This is a genomic window from Gelidibacter mesophilus DSM 14095 (assembly GCF_000423005.1).
GTDB classification, from domain to species: Bacteria; Bacteroidota; Bacteroidia; order Flavobacteriales; family Flavobacteriaceae; genus Gelidibacter; species Gelidibacter mesophilus.
In genome coordinates, this window is sequence record NZ_AUHD01000016.1 from 42301 (window position 1) to 63295 (window position 20995).

Below are 20995 nucleotides of genomic sequence, written 5' to 3' on the forward strand. Positions count from 1 at the left end.
ATATCTATGAAATATATTTTCAATGTATTCCTACTATTGGCCATTCCATCTATTTACGCCCAAAACAATTTAACAGGCACCGTAATGGACAAAAAGACAGAGGAACCTTTAATTTTTACAAACATCTATTTACCACAACTTGAAAAAGGTGCCACAACTAACGATGAAGGTAATTTTACACTTACAAACATTCCAAATGGGGCTTACGCCGTTGTAGTTTCTATAATGGGTTATGAAACACTTTCACAAACTATTACCTTTCCTACTTCTGGCGATTTAATTCTAGCTTTGATTCCGTCGGCCATAGAAATGGAAGAAATCATCATTTCTACTCCTTTTCATAAATTACAAAGTGAAAATGTGATGAAAGTCGAACGAAAAACTATTGCCAATCTAAAAGCAAAAGGCGCAGTAACCTTGGCGGATGGCCTCACAACAATTGCAGGCGTTGAAAGTATCACTACAGGTGTCAGCATCGGCAAACCGGTAATTAGAGGCTTAAGTTCCAATCGGGTTTTAGTATATACTCAAGGCGTGAGATTGGAAAACCAACAATTTGGTGACGAGCATGGGCTTGGCTTAAGCGATGCAGGAATTGAAAGCGTAGAAGTCATAAAAGGGCCTGCTTCCCTACTCTACGGAAGTGATGCACTAGGCGGTGTTTTATATTTAAATCCGGAAAAATTTGCAAGAGCAAATACTCAGACTGCAGATGCCAGCTATAATTATTTTAGCAGTACAAAAGGCTTTAATACAAATGCAGGCTTCAAAGCCTCTGGAGAGCGCTTCAAATTTTTGTTTAGGGGAAGTCTTGCCGAGCATGCGGATTATAACACTGCGGACTACAGAGTGACAAACAGCCGGTTTAGAGAACAGGATTTTAAAACAGGCTTAGGCTATCAAAAATCAGGCTTTAAAACCGAACTCCGATATAATGTCAACCATTCTAAACTTGGGATTCCCGGAGAGCTTGGTGAGCAAACTACAAGCAAAACCCCATTGCTCCCATTCCAAGAGGTTACCAACCATGTCTTAAGCTCCAAATCTAGTGTGTTTTTCAATAATTCAAGTTTGGATTTCACCATAGGATTGTTATATAACGATAGAAAGGAGTTTGAAGACCACCATCACCATCATGATGACAGCGTCGACCATGACCATGAAGCCCATGAAGATTTGGAGGCTGCTCTGCAAATGAAGTTGAAGACTCTCAATTATGATGTGAAATACAATCTACCAACTCTTGGGAAGTTTGAAACGATTGTTGGCATTCAAGGCATGAGTCAGAGCAATACCAATTATGGTGAAGAACAATTGATTCCTGATGCAACCACCAATGATTTTGGGATTTTGGCGACCTCACACATTCATTTTGAAAAGTCAGATATTCAAATCGGCGCACGTTATGATCACCGAAATATAGATGTGTTTTCGGGCATAAATAAAGATTTTTCAAGCTTTAATGGTGCACTAGGCTATAAGACAAAGTTGGCAGAAATAATCACTTTTAGGCTGAATCTTGCATCAGGCTATCGTGCTCCCAATTTAGCTGAACTGACTTCTGATGGCACGCATGAAGGCACCAATCGCTATGAAATTGGGAATGAAAATTTGAAAAATGAACAAAATTTTCAAGCAGATTTAGCTTTGGAATATAAAAGTGAGCATATTGAAATTTTTGCCAACGCCTTCTATAATAAAGTGAACAATTATATTTTCATTTCACCAAACGGAGAACTTATTGAAAACACACCGGTTTACACTTATTTACAGGAAGATGCCAATTTGTTTGGTGGTGAAATTGGCTTGCACATCCATCCGCATCCGTTAGATTGGCTTCATCTTGAAAGCAGTTTTGAAACAGTTACGGGAAAGCAAAAAAATGCAGGTCATTTGCCGCTCATTCCTGCCAATTCACTATCCAATACTTTAAGGGTGGAATTTAATACCAAATCGATTGACAAGATATATGCCTTTATGAGATTGAATACGTATTTCAAACAATTGAATATAAGCAATTTTGAAACCGCAACAGATGGCTATAATCTTTTAAGTGCTGGTTTTGGTGGTACGGTCAATCTCTTTAAAAACAATTTGGATATCAGAGTTTCGGGAAGTAATCTCACTAACAAAACGTACATTAATCATCTTTCAAGATTAAAATCGGACGGGATCTACGATATAGGTAGAAATATCAATGTAGGCCTGACCTATACGTTATAAAATTATAAATCCCTTTCAACTGCTGAAAGGGATTTTTTTTATCTTACTTCTATTACTTTAGCCTTTTTACTAAATACATAGATATAAAACCACATAATGGTGAAAGAAGGTATTATGTCAAATCCTGGTAATATTTCTTCGATAAAAGAAAACACACCAGCAACTTTCCCCTTTCTACCTGCATACATTTTAGTCATAAGGTAACCAGATATAGGTGCCCAAATGATATCAACAAAAGTGATCATTCCAATGGCATCAAAGATGACGCCCAGAACAAACTTTTTGTTTTTGCTTAGGTTATCTAATTTCATTGTTTAAATTTTTATTTAATGTAATTATAACAAGAAATATACCAAAAGTGCTCAAGAGAATTTATTACTGATCAATTTTAAAAACTCATTGCGGGTTTCAATCTTTTCAAATTGACCTCTAAACCCGGACGTTGTCGTCACTGAATTCTGTTTTTGTACACCTCTCATCATCATACACATATGCGATGCCTCAATAACAACAGCAACGCCCTGCGGTTTTAACGTCTCGTTGATGCAGTCTAAAATTTGCTGGGTCAAACGCTCTTGCACTTGTAGTCGCCTGGCAAATACATCCACAATTCTTGGCAATTTGCTCAAACCGACAATTTGTCCATTTGGAATATAGGCAATATGTGCTTTTCCGAAAAATGGTAAAATATGATGTTCGCAAAGGGAATAAACTTCAATATCCTTAACGATGACCATTTCATTGTAGGACTCTTTAAACATAGCACTTTTTAAAATCTCCGTGGCATCTTGACTATAACCTTGTGTTAAAAATTGCATGGCCTTGGAAGCACGTTCAGGAGTTTTTAACAGCCCATCTCGGGTAATATCTTCACCTAGGTCTTCAATAATGCGCTCGTATCTCTGTTTAACATCTTCAGTAACTTTGATATTATATTCTTCAAAATGCTTGTATCCCATCGGTTCTAAATTATTTAATGATAAATGTAAAGGAATTATGTGGAAATTAAAACCATTAAATTTTTTAACTTAGGTCCAATTCTTAAATGTTTCTCTAACCCTCTTGGACGCGAAAATATTAATTATGACATGTTTATATGATTATAAATTTATATTGATATGTCTGGATTCCTTTTAATAATAATACCAGTCCATAATTGTACAAAAGCAAACAAAATGCTAACTTGCTTGCAATTATGAGTCTATGATAAAAGCAACCAATATCCACAAATATTACAATGATTTGCATGTTCTTAAAGGTGTGCATCTTAACATTCAAAAAGGAGAAATTGTATCCATAGTAGGTGCTTCCGGCGCAGGCAAAACGACATTGTTGCAAATTTTGGGTACTTTAGATAGAGCGTCGTCCAAAGATCATAGCACTCTTCATATCAATAATGTTGATATTCTAGGCTTGTCAGATAAAAATCTCGCCAAGTTTAGAAATGAGCATATTGGATTCATTTTTCAATTTCATCAATTGTTGCCAGAATTTACAGCGTTGGAAAATGTCTGTCTTCCAGCTTTTATAAAGAAAACAGCAAAAGCTGACGCTGAAAAACGAGCGAAAGAGCTTTTGAACTTTTTAGGATTGAGCCATAGATATAACCATAAGCCAGGTGAACTCTCCGGTGGCGAACAGCAACGTGTTGCCGTAGCTAGAGCGCTGATCAATAATCCAGAACTAATTTTTGCTGACGAACCTTCAGGGAATCTAGACAGTGAGAGTGCTGAAAATTTGCACAACCTTTTCTTCAAATTGCGTGATGAGTTTGGCCAAACTTTCGTCATCGTAACCCATAATGAGGAATTGGCAGATATGGCCGACAGAAAATTAGTAATGGTAGATGGAAAAATCGTATAAGTAAACTACTTTAAATCTGGAATAACATCGACGATAGAATCAATGAGTTTACTAATGGCACCACCAATGTTGTGACCACTTTTATATAGTGGCACATGGCCCAAAACATTGTCAAAATTATTTATTGAGTTGCTTACGACATTTAACGTTGAATCAACGATATCATTAGTATCTTCCATTGCTTGAGGTTTTACGATCGTCCTGAAATTGTTTTAAATCATTTATAGCGTCCTTGCCCAACTTGGTGCCAATGCCAATCACAAAAAGAGCAACCGCTGATTTTAAACCGAATTTTATAATAGATTTCATTTGTATCAAAATTTAATGAATTGCTCTAAATTAACTAATTTAAACCATTCCAAAAACACAAATTTGATTTGAGCTTAAAATTGTTTTGATAGCGTTAAATGAAATTGGCCTAATCAGGTTTAGACGGCTTAAGAAAAATAATGTGGCAAGGAAATTGCGCTATAGGCAACCATAGGGTAAAGAATGAAAAATCATAGCATCCATTGAAGAAAAAAGAATTAAAAGAGTTTTTAGACCTTAAAGTTACTGAGTATAATCATCCACGATTTATAGAAAGTGATCCCATTCAGGTTCCGCATCAATTCTCGAAAAAGGAAGATATTGAAATTGCTGGGTTTTTAACGGCAACCATTTCTTGGGGAAACCGAAAAAGCATTATTACCAACGCCAATAAAATGATGCTCATGCTGGACCACTCACCTTACGATTTTGTGAAAAATCACGAATCTTCTGATTTAGAAAAATTAAGATATTTTGTCCATAGAACATTCAACGAAGACGATTTTATTCAATTTATAAAGAGTTTAAACCATATCTATACTAATCACAACGGTCTAGAATCTGTTTTTTCTAAACATTCAGAACGCTTTTCAACGCAATCAGCCATTCATCAATTTAAAAGGCATTTTTTTGAAATTGAACACTTGCCCAGAACGCAAAAACATGTGAGTGATCCTTTCAGAAATTCGGCAGCAAAGCGTATCAATATGTTTTTAAGATGGATGGTCAGAAATGATAACAACGGTGTGGATTTCGGAATTTGGAAAAGCCTATCTCCTTCCCAACTTTCATGCCCTCTAGATGTCCATTCAGGAAATGTTGCCCGGTCTTTAGGGTTATTGAAAAGACCGCAAAATGACGCAAAAGGCTTGGATGAATTAGACAAGGCCTTAAGGAAATTAGATAAAAATGACCCGGTAAAATACGATTTCGCTCTTTTTGGTTTGGGCGTTTTTGAAGGTTTTTCAAAACCTTAAACTATATTGTATAATTATTTTTGGATTATAAAAACGAAAGATTACTAAAAAAAACACACATGCAAATCCCCCAATTACCCGCTAATGAACTCCAACGCTTGAAAATCGTTTCTGAATATCAATTGCTGGATACCCTTTCAGAAGAAGATTACGACAATATGACCAGTCTTGTGGCTACCATATGTGATGCGCCTGTATCTTTAATTACAATTATCGACAAGGATCGCAATTATTTTAAATCTCACCATGGCGTGCCGTTTAAGGAATCTCCTAGAGATATTTCATTTTGTGGGCATGCTATTTTAGCAAATGAACCTATTTTTATAATTAAAGATGCCCGATTGGATGAACGGTTTATCGGCAATCCATTAATTGAAGCTGCAAGTGCTATTTTTTATGCTGGCGTACCGCTCATAAATCCAGAAGGTTATGCATTGGGAACCTTGTGTATTTTTGATCACAAACCAAGGGTTTTAACTGATTCACAAAAATACGCACTCATTACGTTGGGCAAACAGGTGGTCAATTCAATGGAATTAAGACGCCAAAACTTGAAATTGGAGACTGCAAAATACGAATTGACCAAACACAATATCGAATTAAAACAATTTGCTAGTCATGTGTCCCATGATTTGAAATCGCCTTTAGCCAATATTATTTCATTGACCTATCTTTTGAAAGATGATCTCAAAGGCAAGCATTCCGATTCTTCATTAGAATACCTGGAGTATATTGAAGATTCAGCCTTGATTCTCAAAGACTATATCGATGGCATCCTATTGCATTATAAAGCTGACGAACTTCTCAAGGCAGAAAAGGAAGACGTTCAACTCTCCTTATTAACTGAGGATATTAAGCAGCTTTTGCTCACTAAAAATGATAGTCTTACGCATTCTGGACAAGATGACATTGAAAACATCAATAAGTCAGCATTAACACAAATATTGATTAATTTGGTGGATAATGCTCTCAAATATAATCAAAATGAACACCGCGCAATCACCATTTCCTATGCAGAAGAGCCGAAATTCCATAAATTTTCGGTTTCAGATAATGGGATTGGAATTGAGAAAGACAAGCAGAGTTTAATATTTAAGTTATTTGCCACCATTCCTGATAAAAACAGAAAACCAAGCACTGGCATTGGACTGAGTACAATCAAAAACTTGGTGAATAAATTAGGAGGCGAAATTAATGTAAGCTCTGATTTGGGTAAAGGAAGTGTCTTTACTTTTACAATTGCAAAATAAAGATATACTTGATCGGGTTTGTTCGAGTGCATTGTGGTTTTTCTTATCAGTTTCTTCATTCATGCTGATTTTTATTTTAATTGGAAATAGGTGGCACATTATGCTTTTTTTTATGGCTTCGCGATAGATTTTCTATTTTAACAGTTTTTCAAAATAGCTTCCAATAAATCCATTTATCTTTAAAGGTTTTAAATTTTAACTTTATGAAGAACTACTTTTTATTACTTGCTACCTTTTCTGTAAGCTTGCTTTTTTCGCAAGTCAAAAAAACACCTTTAGACACCAAGGTTGTTACCAACCATTCCGTTGTTATTAATGGTCAAAATCTCTCTTACCAAGCCACGGCAGGCACACAACCCGTTTGGAACGCTAAAGGCGAACCTATTGCGACCTTATTTTATACCTATTATAAAAAAAGTAATAGCGAAAAGGAAAAAAGACCAATCATCTTTTCTTTTAATGGCGGACCAGGTTCTGCCTCTGCTTGGATGCATATTGCATATACAGGGCCAGTTATTTTAAATATTGACGATGAAGGTTACCCTGTACAACCTTATGGCGTTAAACCCAATCCACATTCTATTTTAGACGTTGCCGATATTGTTTTTATCGACCCTGTGAATACCGGCTATTCTAGAATGGTTGAAGATAAGGATGGAAAACTGCCAGACAGAAAGACATTTTTTGGCATCAATGCCGATATAAAATACTTAGCGGAATGGATGAACACTTTTGTTTCAAGAAAAAACCGATGGGAATCGCCAAAATATTTAATCGGTGAAAGTTATGGTGGTCCGAGAGTTATGGGATTGTCAAGAGAGTTACAAAATAGCCAATGGATGTATCTCAACGGTGTCATTTTAGTGTCACCAGCCGATTATAAGATCTATTCTACCGATCAGCCTATTTATTCGGCATTAAATCTTCCCTATTTTACTGCGGCAGCTTGGTATCAAAAAGCACTTTCGCCTGCATTACAGCAAAAGGATTTATTGGATATCCTACCAGAGGTTGAAACCTATGCGATCAACAACTTGATGCCAGCCATTGCAAAAGGCGGTTTTATTTCAGATGAAGAAAGAAATCAGATTGCCGAAAAAATGAGTTTGTATTCGGGTTTGGATAAATCAGCAGTCATTGATCATAATTTAAATGTTCCGACAAATTTCTTCTGGAAAGAATTGTTGCGTGATAAAGGCTTTACGATAGGTAGATTGGATTCACGGTATTTAGGAATTGATAAAATGGCCGCAGGAAATTCTCCTGATTATAATTCAGAACTAACTTCTTGGCTACATTCCTTTACGCCAGCCATAAATTATTACATTCGTGAGGAACTCAAATTCAAAACTGATATTAAATATAATATGTTTGGTGACGTCCATCCTTGGGACCGTCAAAATGATAATACGCGAGATGGCTTACGCTTAGCAATGGCTCAAAACCCCTATTTAAAAGTATTGGTGCAATCCGGTTATTATGATGGTGCAACTACGTATTTTGCGGCTAAATATACGGTAGCACAAATGGATCCTAGCGGGACATTGAATGACCGTGTTTCCTTTAAAGGCTATAGAAGTGGGCATATGATGTACCTAAGAAAGGAAGATCTAAAAACTGCTACAGAGGATATACGGCAATTCATATTAGACTCTGCTCCTAATGGAAAAGCGGCAAAGTACTAAACAGAAAAACCTGATGATTCACTTCATCAGGTTTTTTTTTATTTGCTATAAGGTCGTCTATCCTTTTAACCACGCTTCACGAAGCTCTTTTTGAGCTGTTGTTGAGTTTTCATCTTCTATCAAACTTTTACTGATGGTATAGGCTTGTTTCAATTTGCCTTTAAACTCCAGTTCCTTTCCGTCACGTTCAACTTTAATCTTATAATCGGCACCAGGTTGCCATTGGTACATTTCGCCAATGAGTGCCTGTGCATTTTCGAGTGATAAAATTTTACCGCTTACTTCTTTCACAATATCTCCAGGCAAAAGGCCTTCTTCAGTCCAAAAACTATTATTGGCAACACCTTCTGAAAAATTCAAGGTCATTTTCTCGCGGTCACCGTCAAAAATAAATCCACTGCCATCTTGAATATAAGAGGTTTCAATTTTCTTATCACCTAAAGTCAATCCCACCTTATTGAAAAACACATTGTAATCTATTGGCGTTGTGCCCTCAACATGGTTTTTTAAGAAACTTGCTACAGACGGATAGGTCATTTCGGAAATTTCAGCAATCAATTCAGCATCCTTAAATGGTTTATTTGTTCCATAACGTCCTGAAAGTTCTTTCATTAAAGAGATCATGCTGCGTTGTCCATTACTCTCCTCTCTCATCAAAATATCAATGCACATCCCAATCAAAGCTCCTTTTGAATAGACATTAATATAATTATCCGCATAAGGCGCGTCCAAAATATTTTCACTCATTAAGGTAAAACTCATGGTATCATCAAAATATCCTGATGTTTGGATTTTTTCCATCAGTTGTGCATAAAACTGATCATTCGTGATCAAGCCTTCATAAACTTGAAAGTGTTGCGCGAAATACTCGGTTATACCTTCATACATCCATAAATGCTTAGAGAATGTCGGGTTGTTATAATCAAAATAGTGGACGTCTTCTGAATGCACAGAAAGTGGCGTCACAATATGGAAAAATTCGTGAGATACGATATCAATCATTGATTCTTCAAGAGCGTCAATTGACATGCCTTCCATTAAAACAACCACCGTAGAGGTATGGTGCTCCAAAGCTCCAAAACCTTTTGGTGCACCTTCAGAATCATCTGCCAAATACAAGAAAATATCATAACGTGGCGTGGTATTGATATCACCCAAATAAGCTTTTTGGCCTTTCATCATCTTAAACATAGATGGCTTTAAATCTGCTGCACTATGCGTTTTGTTTGGCGAATACACGCTCAATACAACCTTTATGTCATCCACCATAAACTCTTCAATGCTCAAATCGCCGTACATCATAGGATTATCAGTAATGTCAAAATAGCGCGGTGCAAAATAGCTATTTGTAATTGCAGTGCCATCTGCATTTGGTTTAGAAGCATTCGCCTGTAGTGCAGAGCTGTGTTTGAATGTTGCGGGAGCGGTAACATCCAAAGTATATTGATTATTCTTTAAATTATCGAAATACCCAATAAACCCATGTAAGTTCAAGACATAATTATCAGGCTCTATATTGGTTCCTGCCGGTGAAAAAGGTGTTTCTCCACCTATACCACCTTCGTCTTCTATATCAAAAGTATCATTAACATTATACACAATTTTATCAAGTTGCTGGGCATTGCTGATCACCCAAGTGTTCTCTTCAGGATGGGTAAATTCTAAGGGGTTCCCATTATAATCAAGCGCTTTAAAATCGTCTACAAATCTTCCAAATGCACTGACGCTATAGGTGCCTTGTACCACTTTTGGCAAATAATAGGTTACGGTTTCTTCAGTAAACCGTCCTGGATTGATCACCACAGGAACTTTATCATTGCTCACCGCGGTTAAATTGATATTGGTTACAATAGGATTGCTTACTGCTAAATCATTACTTGTGTTTTTTGATGGGCCACAAGCAACAAGGAGCACGGTCAACGCCAATGTTGATAATAAATGTTTCATAGTCGTTTAAGTTTAAAATTATATAGGCTTCGATGCTCTTCCAATTTAAGAACATGGAAAATAATGAGCATTTCAGAATGAGACAAAACTACAATGCCCAACCTTCCTTTTAGTGAAGTTTATGTTAAATTAGAAATTGTATTTTAGCAGCATGCAGCAGCCATTGATTAGTATATTGACGCCCTTTAAAAATAGTTCCCGATTTTTGGACGAATGCCTCCAATCTATAATCAGCCAAACCTACACGCATTGGGAACTACTGATTGTTGACGATCATTCCACAGACGAGAGTTATAATTTAGTGGCTGACTTTGCTCAAAAAGATGCTCGGATTAAAGTATTTAAAAATTCCGGCGAAGGAATTATTGAGGCGTTAAGGCTAGCACTTGACAAGAGTTCAGGCCAGTTGATCACCCGAATGGACAGTGATGATGTGATGACTCCCAACAAACTGGAAGTGATGTCCCAAAATTTAAAGATCCACGGTAAAGGAAGCATTGCTCTCGGATTAGTGAATTATTTTAGTGAAGACCACCTTGGCGAAGGGTATTCCAATTACGAACAATGGCTCAACGGACTGACAAAAAAAGGTACAAACTATTCTGAAATCTATAAAGAATGTGTCATTCCTTCACCATGTTGGATGGTATATCGCGAGGATTTTATGACATGTGGCGCTTTCGACAGCACGACCTATCCGGAAGATTATGATCTGGCATTTAGATTCTACAAGCACAGTTTAAAATGCATTCCAACGGATCAAGTCCTCCATCATTGGAGAGATTACAGTTCAAGGACCTCAAGAACTGATGACCATTACGCAGCCAACCATTTTTTAAAGTTAAAAGTAGATTATTTTATAAAATTGGATCGAGATATTAATCGACCTTTAGTTTTATGGGGCGCAGGTTTTAAGGGGAAATTTTGCGCTAAACTTCTTAAGAAAAACAAAATGCCGTTTCTATGGATTTGCAACAATCCGAAGAAAATTGGAAAACATATCTATAAAATAGAACTTTATTCCGTCTCTGCTTTAAGCCATTTTAAAAACCCGCAAATTATCATCACTGTAGCCAATAAAACTTCACAAAAACAAATTAGGTCCATTTTAGAAAACCATCACTTGGAAAAAGCTCTAGATTATTTCTTCTTTTGTTAGTAAACTATAGTTATAAACGTTAAATTTCTCAAAATCAGAAGGCGCAAATCCTCGTGTATTTTTTATATTTGACACGCTTGATCGACCTCTAAAACAAAAAAAAAGGAATGCAGTTTAAAAATCCGGAAATCCTATACGCGTTACTGCTGCTCATAATTCCTATAATTGTCCACTTATTTCAACTCAGACAGTATCAAAAAGTCGCTTTTACCAACGTCCAGTTTCTTAAGGATATTACTTTACAGACCCGAAAGAGTTCCCAAATTAAAAAATGGCTGACCTTATTGACACGATTACTGCTTTTGGCGTGTATCATTATTGCTTTTGCTCAGCCCTATCAGGCCAGTACTGATAGTTTTAATACGAAAAGTGAAACTGTCATTTATTTGGACAATTCATTTAGCATGCAGACCAAAGGTAAAAATGGCCCCTTGTTAAACACCGCTATTCAGGATTTAATTGAGCATCTTGATGAAAATGAGAATTTAAGTATTTTTACCAACGACCTTAACTTTCCAAATACAACTCTTAAAGCTGTCAAAAACGAGTTAATGCAACTCTCCTATTCTTCCAATCAACTAGATTATGAAGCTGTTCTTATAAAAGGAAAGAAATCATTTTCTAAGGACAAGGGTAGCATCAAAAACTTGGTCCTAATTTCAGATTTTCAACAAAGGAATGAAATTTTAGCAATTGAGAAAGATAGTCTTGTCAATTATCGACTGGTGCAATTACAACCCAAACACGATAGTAATGTGAGTATTGATTCTTTATACATTTCCAAAATCAATGTAGAAACACTGGAATTGACTGTCAATTTGAGCAACCAAGGGAATCCTATTGAGACCATGTCAGTCTCTTTGTTTGAAAACGATCAACTTTTAGCGAAATCGGCGGTGGCCTTAGATGATAAGGCAGCAACTGTTTTCACAATTCCTAATAATAAAGCTTTTAAAGGAAAAATCACGATTGATGATGCCAATTTGACCTATGACAACACATTCTATTTTAATTTGGATGAAACGAAACGGATAAAAGTATTGGTGATTAGCGAAGCAAAATCTGATTTCTTAAAAAAACTCTATTCCGATGACGAATTTGATTTGACCCTTGTCGATTACAATGAGCTGAATTATAATAGTATTGTGGATCAAAATTTAATTGTCCTTAATGAATTAAAAAGCATACCCAATGCGCTTATCACCTCTTTAAGTTCATTTTCAAATGATGGTGGCAGTATTTTAATTATTCCTTCAGATCAAACTGATTTAAATTCTTATAATCAATTATTTAATAATTTTTTGTTACCGAATTTTACTTCCAAAAATTCAATAGAAAAACGGATTACTAAAATCAATTTCTCTCATCCACTTCTAGCAAATGTTTTCGATAAAAAAGTGGATAATTTTCAATATCCAAAAGTGAATTTATTTTATAATTTGTCCAATTCAGGAGGAGAAAACATATTGAGTTTTGAAGATAATGCTGCATTTTTAAATCATTCAAATAGTGTTTACACGTTCTCGGCTGCATTAAATGAGAGTAACTCCAATTTTAAAAACTCACCTCTCATCGTGCCCGTTCTTTATAATATCGGTAAGCAAAGTTTAAAATTACCACGCTTATATTATTCTATTGGCACTAAAAACACTATTGACATCCATACAACCGTGCATCAAGACGCTGTTTTACGACTTGTAAACCCTGAAACTTCCATTATCCCATTGCAGCAAACCTTTAGTCATAAGGTTCAATTAATTACTGAAGAATCACCGGCTACTGCAGGCATTTTTGCAGTCACGAATAAAGATGACGTTATTCAGCACCTGAGCTATAATTATAACAGAGATGAAAGCCATCTTAATTATATGAATCTTTCGCAAGTGACCAACAGCACAAAAAATAGTTCTATCGCTTCAACAATCGATGACATAAAAAGTATCTCAAATGTTAATGAGCTATGGAAATGGTTTGTTATTTTTGCAATAGCTTTTTTAATTATTGAAATGCTCATCTTAAAACTTCTTAAATGAACGTACTCATAAAATCTGCCACCATAGTAGACTCTAAAAGCGATTTTCACAACGAAACCTGCGATATTCTTATTGAAAAGGGAGTGATTACCCAAATCTCAAAACAAATCAAAAATCCGAATAACATCAAGGAAATTAACCTAGACAACCTACATGTTTCCCAAGGCTGGTTTGATAGCAGCGTTAGTTTTGGAGAGCCTGGCTATGAAGAACGTGAAACCATTGAAAACGGTCTTAAAACGGCTGCACGATCAGGTTTTACAGATGTTGCCGTCAACTCAAATACGAATCCTGTAATTGATAGCTATGCCGATATTTCATTCTTAAAAAGTAAAGCATTGGGCAATGTGGTCAATCTGCATCCTATTGGTGCCTTGACAAAAAATAGTGATGGCGAAGATTTAGCGGAATTATTCGATATGAAAAACGCCGGGGCTATTGCTTACTATGATTACCAAAAACCCATCAGAAATCCAAATCTAATGAAATTGGCGCTTCAATATGCCAGTAATTTTGACGGATTGATCTATTCATTTCCACAGGAATCAAAGATTTCTGGACTTGGAGTTATGAATGAAAATGTAATGAGTACTTCTTTGGGATTAAAAGGCAACCCTGCGCTTGCCGAAGAACTACAGATCGTACGCGATTTGTTTTTATTGGAATATACGGGCGGAAAACTGCATATCCCGACTATTTCCTCAGCCAAATCAGTAGAATTGGTCAGAAATGCAAAAGCCAAAAAATTGAATGTGAGCTGCAGTGTAGCTATTCATAATTTAATTTTAACTGACGATGAATTAAAAACCTTCGATACACGTTTTAAAGTGACGCCACCATTAAGAACACAATCAGATTGCGATGCACTTATTGAAGGATTAAAAGATGGGACTATTGACATGGTGACCAGTGACCACAATCCTATCGATATTGAACATAAAAAAATAGAATTTGATTATGCTAAGAACGGCAGCATAGGTTTGGAATCTGCGTTTGGCGCTTTGAACACGGTTTTTACCATAAAAAAAACCATTGACTTATTAACAAAAGGCAAGAAGCGCTTTGGAATGAAATCCACAATTATTAAAGAGGGCGAAAAAGCAAAGTTGACCTTGTTCAATCCAACTGAAAATTATGCTTTCACGAAGGAAATGATTCTTTCTACCTCAAAAAACGCCATCTTTGAAGGGTATCAACTTAAAGGGAAAGTTTATGGCGTATTTTCAAATAACCAACTGGTATTAAAGTAGCATGCAAAACTCTATTATAAAAGATGGCAAAACATTGGCCATTCTTTGTTACATCACATTTATTGGTCTGATTATAGCCATTATCATGAATTTGGAAAAGCGAAATCCATTTGTACTATTCCACATTAGACAAATGATTGGTTTAATGATCATGCTCATTTTCTCAAATTTGGTAGAACAATATGTCAACAGTCTTTTGGGCACTGCCTTTTGGATTATCACTTTTGCTTGCTGGGTATATGCAATTTATTTTGCCATAAAAGAAGAATCTAAACCTATCCCTGTTTTTGGCGAGAAATTCCAAGAATGGTTTAAAAATATATAATTTACTTATGTCTGCACTCTCCTTACACCACATCACAAGGCCTTCAACTTTAAAAGAAGGTGCACCTGTACTCATCATGTTCCATGGTTATGGCAGTGATGAAAATGATCTTTTTAGTTTTGCCTCTGAATTACCTGAAGAATTGTTTGTGATTTCGGCAAGAGCACCCTACCCTATGCAACCCTATGGAAATGCATGGTACGCGATTAATTTTGATGCTGAAATGAACAAATGGAATGACAACGAGCAAGCTTTGAAATCGCGCGATTTGATTGCAAAGTTTATTGATGAAGTTAAAGAAACCTATCCGATAAATAAGGACAGCGTGACGCTTTTAGGATTTAGTCAAGGTACTATTTTATGTTATGCTGTCGCCTTGACCTATCCTGAGAAAGTAAATAACATTATCGCACTAAGTGGCTATATCAGTCCTGAAATGCTTCCGGACGATCTAGAAACCAAAGACTATGCTCGCTTAAGCTTTTATTGCTCTCACGGTAGTGTCGATCAGGTCATACCGGTGGAATGGGCACGAAAAGCGCCTCAGTTCTTGAATGGATTATCAATTAAAAACTCCTATAGTGAATTCCCTACTGGTCATGGCGTTGCACCGCAAAATTTCTACGAATTGAGAACATGGTTAAACAAGAGACTGGAAAAGTAAGATGCTCAGCATTTCTTGCTGTACCTAAAAAACCAAGAAAAAAAAACTTGATTGCACGTAAAAACTTCTGTTTAAAATACAATTGTGGAATAATTCCCAACGGATCGGAAATCTAGAGTACTTCAATGCTAGACCGAAATTCAGCTTATTGAAATAGATTTGTAATGGTTAGTAAAAACACGTCAATTTTCGTGTATTCGCGGATAAAACATTCGTAAAAAGTAACCACCACAAAACTTTTTTAATTCTAAGTCTTTGTTATTGAATAAATTACAGCTTTATCAGATGGAATCCTTCCCATTTTGCTTTATCTGACGTTCACTTTTCAGCTCTAACAATTCCTTATTAAGTCGTACTATCGAATCCTTAAGCACTTGTTCTCTCTCGATATGCTTCGACATTTTTTCTTGATACGTCTCAAAGATGTTTTTTGAATTGACATATTGAAATACAATCAATAATAACGCAAAGACGAATATATACATGAAAATTTTTCCTTTCATAAATTGTTTAAGTTGATTTCTAAATTATCATAAGCCAAAAAAACATTTTTAGGGAGCTTTTGTTCTACCTCATCATGAAATCCCATCATGTGACTAATGTGTGTTAGATAAGCGTGTTCTGGGTTAACTTTTTTAATTAAAGCGAGTGCTTCCTTAAGGTTGAAATGCGAAATATGCTCTGTTTCTCTTAAAGCATTAACCACTAAAATCTTGACTCCTTTCAATTTTTCGACCTCCGCATCGTCAATGGTTTTCATATCTGTCAAATAAGCAAAATCATCAAATCTGAATCCAAAAACCTGTAATTTATAATGCCATCCATTGATGGGCACCACCTGCAAGTCGCCTAATGGGAATGGTTTATTTTCGATCCTAATAGGCTTCACGCCTGGCGCACCAGCATATTTATTTTCAGTTTCAAAAATATAATCAAAACGTCTTTTTAGTGCTTTTAAAACCCTTTTGTGAGCATAAATGGGGATGTCACCCTGTTTAAAATAAAATGGTCTAATATCATCCAGACCAGCGGTATGATCGGCGTGTTCATGAGTAAAAATAACACCATCGAGTTTATTGCATTTCACATTAAGCATCTGTTGTCTAAAATCAGGGCCACAATCCACAACATAAGTATAATTTTTCCATTCTATCAAGACAGAAACCCGAAGTCTCTTGTCTTTTGGATTGGTACTTAAACATACCGGATGAGTACTTCCAATCACTGGAATTCCTTGGGATGTGCCTGTTCCTAAAAATGTAATTTTCAAAGGTGTTCTGTTTAGAACAAAAGTAAGTTTATTTTTTCTTTTAAGTATGCAATTCGATACCTTTGTCCATTACAAAACTGAATCTATAACATGGAGATTACCTTAAAGGGTGACAAAGAATTTGAAGAAATTCCGTCGTTAAAAACCAAAGCGCTTCGTATTAATCTCAATGAGAATATATATGGAACCTTTGCTGAAATTGGTGCCGGCCAAGAAACTGTGCGTCACTTTTTTAGAGCTGGAGGTGGATCAGGCACCATTGCCAAGGCCATGTCCGCCTATGATAAAGATTTTAGTGACGCCATTTACGGTGTTGAAGATGATGGGCGTTATGTAACAGAAGCGCGCTTGCGCAAAATGTTGACCCATGAAATTAACTTGATTGAACATCGCATTTCAAGGGAAAAACATCCAAATAAAATGTTCTTTTCCTATGCGAACACGGTAACTACCATTGATTTTGCAAAAAAATACAAGGGTCATGGCTGGGTAGGCATCAAATATCAGATTGAGTCCGACGAAGCGGCCTATAACGAAATCATTCTTCATTTACGTTTTAGAGAGAATGACGCCCGATTGCAACAAGAAACCCTCGGAATATTAGGTACAAATCTCATATATGGTGCATATTACAAGTACAATGAACCTAAAAAGTTATTGCGTTATTTATATGACCATCTGGATAAAGACCAAATAGAAATTGACACCATCAACTTTTCAGGTCCTGTTTTTGAGGATGTGGACAACCGATTAATGAGTTTGCAGTTGGTCAAAAACAATATGACAGATGCGGTGATGTTTGCTCCTGATGGCAACAATGTGCTACCAGCAAGTATTCTCTATAAAAAGAATATTTTGGCATTACGTGGTAGTTTCAGACCTGTAACCAAGGTAAACATTGACATGTTTGAGAAATCTTATGACATGTTTGTCAAAGAAAATAAAGTAGACCCGAACAATACCCAAGTAGTTTTTGAGATTACGCTTTCCAACTTACGAGCAGAAGGCGAAATTGACGAACAAGATTTTATGGACCGAGCAAAATTACTATGTTCTTTAGGCCATACGGTTTTGATTTCCAATTTTCAGGAATATTATAAATTGGTGGAGTATTTTTCTCAATATTCTAAAAACAGAATGGGCCTATCCATGGGCGTCAATAACTTAGTTGATATTTTTGATGAGAAATATTACCGTCATTTAAGTGGCGGCATTTTGGAAGCTTTCGGAAAACTGTTCTTTAAGGATTTGCGCGTGTATCTGTATCCTATGGAAAATGAAGACGGCACCTTAACCGATAGTGAAAACCTAAAAGTGCATCCACGAATGAAGGAATTGTATAAATTCTTTAAGTATAACGGAAAAGTGGTTGATATAACGGATTATGATCCTTCAATCCTGTCAATTTTCTCAAGATCCGTACTAAAATCCATTGCTAGCGGTGAAGAAGGCTGGGAAGGGCTATTGCCATCTGGTGTTGCAAAAATTATAAAGGAAAAAAGTCTCTTTGGCTATGAAGCAGAAGAGGTTTTTCGTAAATCCTAGAAAGAGACCTTAGTTTGAAATGCTAAGGTCTTTTTTTTGCAGATTTTTTACTTTAATTTATTCTAAAATCTGTTCTGTATGGATTTTAGCTTTCACTTTGTCTATCACCTTTTCAATTACGCCATTCTCATCAATCACAAAAGTCACGCGATGAATGCCATCAAAGGTTTTACCCATAAATTTTTTTTCTCCCCACACGTCGAAGGCCTTAATGACCTCCTTGCCTTCATCTGCCAATAAAGGGTACGGGAAATCAAATTTATTTTTAAAGTTGGATTGTCTTTTTTGACTATCGGCGCTGACGCCCAATATTTCATAACCTTTATCCTTTAAGTCCGCATAGTTATCTCTGAGATTACAAGCTTCAGTGGTACATGTTGGCGTACTTGCTTTAGGATAAAAGAATATAACTAGTTTCTTTCCTTTATAATCTGATAAAGAAACCGTATTTCCTTGTTCATCCTTTGCTGAAAAATCTGGAGCTTTGTCTCCTGCTTTTAATTTGGTCATAACTATTATTAATTTGATATTTGTAAAAATACAACTAATGACCAAACAAGAAAGGGTAGATTTTGTTATAAATACGTTAAACCAACTCTATCCAAGCATTCCCATACCGTTAGATCACAAAGATCCTTATACGCTTTTAATTGCCGTTTTGTTATCTGCACAATGTACTGATGTGCGGGTCAATCAAATTACGCCACTCTTATTCGCCAAAGCTGATAACCCGTTTGACATGATCAAACTTTCTATTGAAGAAATACGGGAAATTATCAGACCTTGTGGTTTATCGCCAATGAAAAGTAAAGGTATTTACGGCTTGTCCCACATTTTGATAGATCAGCATGATGGTCAAGTGCCACAAACCTATGAAGCCTTGGAGGCATTGCCAGCCGTTGGCCATAAAACGGCAGCCGTAGTGATGTCTCAAGCTTTTGGATTTCCTGCTTTTCCTGTGGACACTCATATTCACCGCTTGATGTATCGTTGGAACCTGACCAATGGAAAAAATGTTGTACAGACAGAAAAGGATGCCAAGCGACTTTTCCCTGAACAGATCTGGAACGATTTGCACCTACAAATGATATGGTATGGCCGAGAATATTCTCCTGCGCGAGGCTGGGATTTGGAAAAGGATATTATAACGAGAACTATTGGAAGAGCGAGTGTGTTGAAAGCGCATCCCCAATATCTGAAATAGAAAAGTTCCAAATTCCAATATCTCTAACCTGAAACTGATAAGTACATGACAAAAACAGCAGTTTTAATGGCTTCTGACAACTCTATGTCTTATACATGTCAATTAATTCGCGCCGACTCCTGTAGATTTGCTGGACCGCACTTATTAACCCGCTATAAATGCTTTATGGCTCTGACTTCAAGTGTGAAAACTTCAGAAGGCTACATATTCTATTGAGGTTAGATAATCTTGATATTCACCAAATTGAAACTCGTGAAATGGTACTATGGTTTTCAAGAAATAAGAACATAACAATCTTGATTGAGCATTTTTAATATGAGATGAGCTATGCTGAAACTCAAGGATTCACGCTTTCGCAAGAATAAAAAAAGTCCCGAAGAGCTAATTCTCGGGACTTTTGCAATCTTAGTTTAGAAGTGCTTCAAACTTCCATTTATTACAATGTATAACACTTAAAGCCTTAGAATAATTCAAAAGAAAATTTACCGTCTCTTCTTTTGGATTTAGGTTCTCATTTTTTGGGGAAATGTTGTCGCCTTTTTGAGAGCATTGAGAGTAAAGTTTTGCCATTATTTAGGAGTATTTGTTAGACTATACACCTATTAACGCAACAAATTCTTATTTAGTATCATTAATTGGTCAAAATTATGTTTTTTTGATCAATGACCTTTCTCAGATTGATTAATGCATAGCGCATCCTACCCAATGCCGTATTAATGCTGACGCCTGTTTTTTCAGAAATTTCCTTAAAACTCATATCATTATACATACGCATGACCAACACATCTTTCTGATCGTCTGGCAGTTCTTCAATCAAGCGTCTCAAATCCGATTCGATTTGTTCTTTAATCATTCCTTTTTCAGCATCTAAGGACGAATCGCTAAGAACTGAAAAAATACTGAATTCTCCTGTATTGTCAAATTTGGGCATTCGGTTATTCTTTCTAAAGTGATCAATAACCAAATTATGGGAAATACGCATGACCCAAGGTAAAAACTTACCTTCTTCATTATATTTTCCTAATCTAAGCGTGCGGATCACCTTTATAAAAGTATCCTGAAAAATATCTTCAGTGAGATCTCTATCATAAACTTTAGAATAGATAAATCCGTAAATTTTTTGCTTGTGTCTGGTAATCAATACAGAAAGAGCACTTTCGTCTCCTTTAAGGTAATTGCTCACTAAAACAGCGTCCGTGATAAGTTCGTATTTCATAATTATTACTTTAATGGCTTGGAATACTTCCTCGCTTGGGGTTAATCTTGATAAAGTAATATTAGAATATAGGCA

21 protein-coding genes are annotated in these 20995 nt (G+C 36.0%); 12 read left to right on the forward strand and 9 right to left on the reverse strand.

Annotation, left to right across the window (positions count from 1 at the left end; genetic code table 11):
* Window positions 1-6 precede the first annotated feature (6 nt).
* Window positions 7-2223 carry a TonB-dependent receptor gene (locus tag G525_RS0115705; protein ID WP_027127004.1) on the forward strand — a complete coding sequence of 739 codons (2217 nt, stop codon included), beginning with the start codon at window positions 7-9 and terminating at the stop codon, window positions 2221-2223.
* Between the two features lie 38 nt (window positions 2224-2261).
* Here G525_RS0115705 and G525_RS0115710 read toward each other — a convergent pair whose 3' ends face one another.
* Together G525_RS0115710 and folE are read right to left on the reverse strand one after the other, a co-directional pair.
* Window positions 2262-2534, reverse strand: coding sequence for a hypothetical protein (locus G525_RS0115710; RefSeq protein ID WP_027127005.1), 273 nt, complete (start codon window positions 2532-2534; stop codon window positions 2262-2264).
* Between the two features lie 51 nt (window positions 2535-2585).
* Complete coding sequence (gene folE / locus G525_RS0115715) at window positions 2586-3182, reverse strand: GTP cyclohydrolase I FolE (protein WP_027127006.1); 597 nt, start codon at window positions 3180-3182, stop codon at window positions 2586-2588.
* A gap of 244 nt (window positions 3183-3426) precedes the next feature.
* Here folE and G525_RS0115720 point away from each other — a divergent pair, with 244 nt between their 5' ends.
* On the forward strand, window positions 3427-4086 hold the full coding sequence (locus G525_RS0115720) for an ABC transporter ATP-binding protein (RefSeq protein WP_027127007.1): 660 nt from the start codon (window positions 3427-3429) through the stop codon (window positions 4084-4086).
* Between the two features lie 5 nt (window positions 4087-4091).
* Here the strand turns inward: G525_RS0115720 and G525_RS22305 are convergent, their stop codons facing one another.
* Both G525_RS22305 and G525_RS22310 read right to left on the reverse strand, forming a co-directional pair.
* Window positions 4092-4265: a hypothetical protein gene (locus G525_RS22305; RefSeq protein ID WP_157491954.1), complete on the reverse strand. Its 174-nt coding sequence runs from the start codon at window positions 4263-4265 to the stop codon at window positions 4092-4094.
* Window positions 4252-4395, reverse strand: coding sequence for a hypothetical protein (locus tag G525_RS22310; protein WP_157491955.1), 144 nt, complete (start codon window positions 4393-4395; stop codon window positions 4252-4254). Before G525_RS22310 ends, G525_RS22305 begins: the two co-directional genes overlap by 14 nt.
* A gap of 203 nt (window positions 4396-4598) precedes the next feature.
* Here G525_RS22310 and G525_RS0115735 point away from each other — a divergent pair, with 203 nt between their 5' ends.
* The 3 genes from G525_RS0115735 (at window position 4599) to G525_RS0115745 (ending at window position 8307) form a co-directional block, all read left to right on the forward strand.
* Complete coding sequence (locus G525_RS0115735) at window positions 4599-5372, forward strand: TIGR02757 family protein (protein ID WP_027127008.1); 774 nt, start codon at window positions 4599-4601, stop codon at window positions 5370-5372.
* Between the two features lie 59 nt (window positions 5373-5431).
* On the forward strand, window positions 5432-6622 hold the full coding sequence (locus G525_RS0115740; protein WP_027127009.1) for a sensor histidine kinase: 1191 nt from the start codon (window positions 5432-5434) through the stop codon (window positions 6620-6622).
* 203 nt (window positions 6623-6825) lie between these two features.
* The gene (locus G525_RS0115745; protein WP_027127010.1) at window positions 6826-8307 is read left to right on the forward strand and encodes a S10 family peptidase; all 1482 of its coding nucleotides are present in this window, start codon (window positions 6826-6828) and stop codon (window positions 8305-8307) included.
* 57 nt (window positions 8308-8364) lie between these two features.
* Here G525_RS0115745 and G525_RS0115750 read toward each other — a convergent pair whose 3' ends face one another.
* Entirely contained in the window at window positions 8365-10254 is a 1890-nt protein-coding gene (locus G525_RS0115750) for a M61 family metallopeptidase (RefSeq protein WP_027127011.1), read from the reverse strand.
* Between the two features lie 151 nt (window positions 10255-10405).
* Between G525_RS0115750 and G525_RS0115755 the strand changes: the two genes are divergently transcribed.
* The 5 genes from G525_RS0115755 to G525_RS0115775 all read left to right on the forward strand — a co-directional run bounded on the left by G525_RS0115755 (window position 10406) and on the right by G525_RS0115775 (window position 15685).
* Entirely contained in the window at window positions 10406-11413 is a 1008-nt protein-coding gene (locus G525_RS0115755) for a glycosyltransferase family 2 protein (protein WP_027127012.1), read from the forward strand.
* 107 nt (window positions 11414-11520) lie between these two features.
* Window positions 11521-13446, forward strand: coding sequence for a BatA domain-containing protein (locus G525_RS0115760; protein ID WP_027127013.1), 1926 nt, complete (start codon window positions 11521-11523; stop codon window positions 13444-13446).
* Window positions 13443-14696 (forward strand): dihydroorotase, encoded by a 1254-nt coding sequence (locus G525_RS0115765; RefSeq protein ID WP_027127014.1) that lies wholly within the window; start codon window positions 13443-13445, stop codon window positions 14694-14696. The genes G525_RS0115760 and G525_RS0115765 overlap by 4 nt, the downstream gene beginning before the upstream one ends.
* A 1-nt stretch (window position 14697) precedes the next feature.
* The gene (locus G525_RS0115770; RefSeq protein WP_027127015.1) at window positions 14698-15021 is read left to right on the forward strand and encodes a DUF4870 domain-containing protein; all 324 of its coding nucleotides are present in this window, start codon (window positions 14698-14700) and stop codon (window positions 15019-15021) included.
* Window positions 15022-15028: 7 nt separating this feature from the next.
* Window positions 15029-15685 carry an alpha/beta hydrolase gene (locus G525_RS0115775; RefSeq protein WP_027127016.1) on the forward strand — a complete coding sequence of 219 codons (657 nt, stop codon included), beginning with the start codon at window positions 15029-15031 and terminating at the stop codon, window positions 15683-15685.
* 281 nt (window positions 15686-15966) lie between these two features.
* Here the strand turns inward: G525_RS0115775 and G525_RS0115780 are convergent, their stop codons facing one another.
* Both G525_RS0115780 and G525_RS0115785 read right to left on the reverse strand, forming a co-directional pair.
* Window positions 15967-16188, reverse strand: coding sequence for a hypothetical protein (locus tag G525_RS0115780; RefSeq protein WP_027127017.1), 222 nt, complete (start codon window positions 16186-16188; stop codon window positions 15967-15969).
* Window positions 16185-16955: an MBL fold metallo-hydrolase gene (locus G525_RS0115785; protein WP_027127018.1), complete on the reverse strand. Its 771-nt coding sequence runs from the start codon at window positions 16953-16955 to the stop codon at window positions 16185-16187. Before G525_RS0115785 ends, G525_RS0115780 begins: the two co-directional genes overlap by 4 nt.
* Window positions 16956-17045: 90 nt before the next feature.
* Here G525_RS0115785 and G525_RS0115790 point away from each other — a divergent pair, with 90 nt between their 5' ends.
* Window positions 17046-18500 (forward strand): nicotinate-nucleotide adenylyltransferase, encoded by a 1455-nt coding sequence (locus G525_RS0115790; protein ID WP_027127019.1) that lies wholly within the window; start codon window positions 17046-17048, stop codon window positions 18498-18500.
* Window positions 18501-18557: 57 nt separating this feature from the next.
* On the opposite strand, the gene bcp is transcribed toward G525_RS0115790, so the two are convergent.
* Complete coding sequence (gene bcp / locus G525_RS0115795) at window positions 18558-19010, reverse strand: thioredoxin-dependent thiol peroxidase (protein WP_027127020.1); 453 nt, start codon at window positions 19008-19010, stop codon at window positions 18558-18560.
* A gap of 37 nt (window positions 19011-19047) precedes the next feature.
* Here bcp and G525_RS0115800 point away from each other — a divergent pair, with 37 nt between their 5' ends.
* Window positions 19048-19704 (forward strand): endonuclease III domain-containing protein, encoded by a 657-nt coding sequence (locus G525_RS0115800; RefSeq protein WP_027127021.1) that lies wholly within the window; start codon window positions 19048-19050, stop codon window positions 19702-19704.
* A 631-nt stretch (window positions 19705-20335) separates the two neighbouring features.
* Here the strand turns inward: G525_RS0115800 and G525_RS0115805 are convergent.
* On the reverse strand, window positions 20336-20920 hold the full coding sequence (locus tag G525_RS0115805) for an RNA polymerase sigma factor (RefSeq protein WP_027127022.1): 585 nt from the start codon (window positions 20918-20920) through the stop codon (window positions 20336-20338).
* Between the last annotated feature and the right edge of the window lie 75 nt (window positions 20921-20995).

What these genes read in the sequence shown, in the direction of transcription:
- G525_RS0115705 (WP_027127004.1), top strand. Translation starts at nt 7, where the DNA reads ATGAAATATATTTTCAATGTATTCCTACTATTGGCCATTCCATCTATT.
- G525_RS0115710 (WP_027127005.1), bottom strand. Translation starts at nt 2,534, where the DNA reads ATGAAATTAGATAACCTAAGCAAAAACAAAAAGTTTGTTCTGGGCGTC.
- folE (WP_027127006.1), bottom strand. Translation starts at nt 3,182, where the DNA reads ATGGGATACAAGCATTTTGAAGAATATAATATCAAAGTTACTGAAGAT.
- G525_RS0115720 (WP_027127007.1), top strand. Translation starts at nt 3,427, where the DNA reads ATGATAAAAGCAACCAATATCCACAAATATTACAATGATTTGCATGTT.
- G525_RS22305 (WP_157491954.1), bottom strand. Translation starts at nt 4,265, where the DNA reads ATGGAAGATACTAATGATATCGTTGATTCAACGTTAAATGTCGTAAGC.
- G525_RS22310 (WP_157491955.1), bottom strand. Translation starts at nt 4,395, where the DNA reads ATGAAATCTATTATAAAATTCGGTTTAAAATCAGCGGTTGCTCTTTTT.
- G525_RS0115740 (WP_027127009.1), top strand. Translation starts at nt 5,432, where the DNA reads ATGCAAATCCCCCAATTACCCGCTAATGAACTCCAACGCTTGAAAATC.
- G525_RS0115745 (WP_027127010.1), top strand. Translation starts at nt 6,826, where the DNA reads ATGAAGAACTACTTTTTATTACTTGCTACCTTTTCTGTAAGCTTGCTT.
- G525_RS0115750 (WP_027127011.1), bottom strand. Translation starts at nt 10,254, where the DNA reads ATGAAACATTTATTATCAACATTGGCGTTGACCGTGCTCCTTGTTGCT.
- G525_RS0115755 (WP_027127012.1), top strand. Translation starts at nt 10,406, where the DNA reads ATGCAGCAGCCATTGATTAGTATATTGACGCCCTTTAAAAATAGTTCC.
- G525_RS0115760 (WP_027127013.1), top strand. Translation starts at nt 11,521, where the DNA reads ATGCAGTTTAAAAATCCGGAAATCCTATACGCGTTACTGCTGCTCATA.
- G525_RS0115765 (WP_027127014.1), top strand. Translation starts at nt 13,443, where the DNA reads ATGAACGTACTCATAAAATCTGCCACCATAGTAGACTCTAAAAGCGAT.
- G525_RS0115770 (WP_027127015.1), top strand. Translation starts at nt 14,698, where the DNA reads ATGCAAAACTCTATTATAAAAGATGGCAAAACATTGGCCATTCTTTGT.
- G525_RS0115775 (WP_027127016.1), top strand. Translation starts at nt 15,029, where the DNA reads ATGTCTGCACTCTCCTTACACCACATCACAAGGCCTTCAACTTTAAAA.
- G525_RS0115780 (WP_027127017.1), bottom strand. Translation starts at nt 16,188, where the DNA reads ATGAAAGGAAAAATTTTCATGTATATATTCGTCTTTGCGTTATTATTG.
- G525_RS0115790 (WP_027127019.1), top strand. Translation starts at nt 17,046, where the DNA reads ATGGAGATTACCTTAAAGGGTGACAAAGAATTTGAAGAAATTCCGTCG.
- bcp (WP_027127020.1), bottom strand. Translation starts at nt 19,010, where the DNA reads ATGACCAAATTAAAAGCAGGAGACAAAGCTCCAGATTTTTCAGCAAAG.
- G525_RS0115800 (WP_027127021.1), top strand. Translation starts at nt 19,048, where the DNA reads ATGACCAAACAAGAAAGGGTAGATTTTGTTATAAATACGTTAAACCAA.
- G525_RS0115805 (WP_027127022.1), bottom strand. Translation starts at nt 20,920, where the DNA reads ATGAAATACGAACTTATCACGGACGCTGTTTTAGTGAGCAATTACCTT.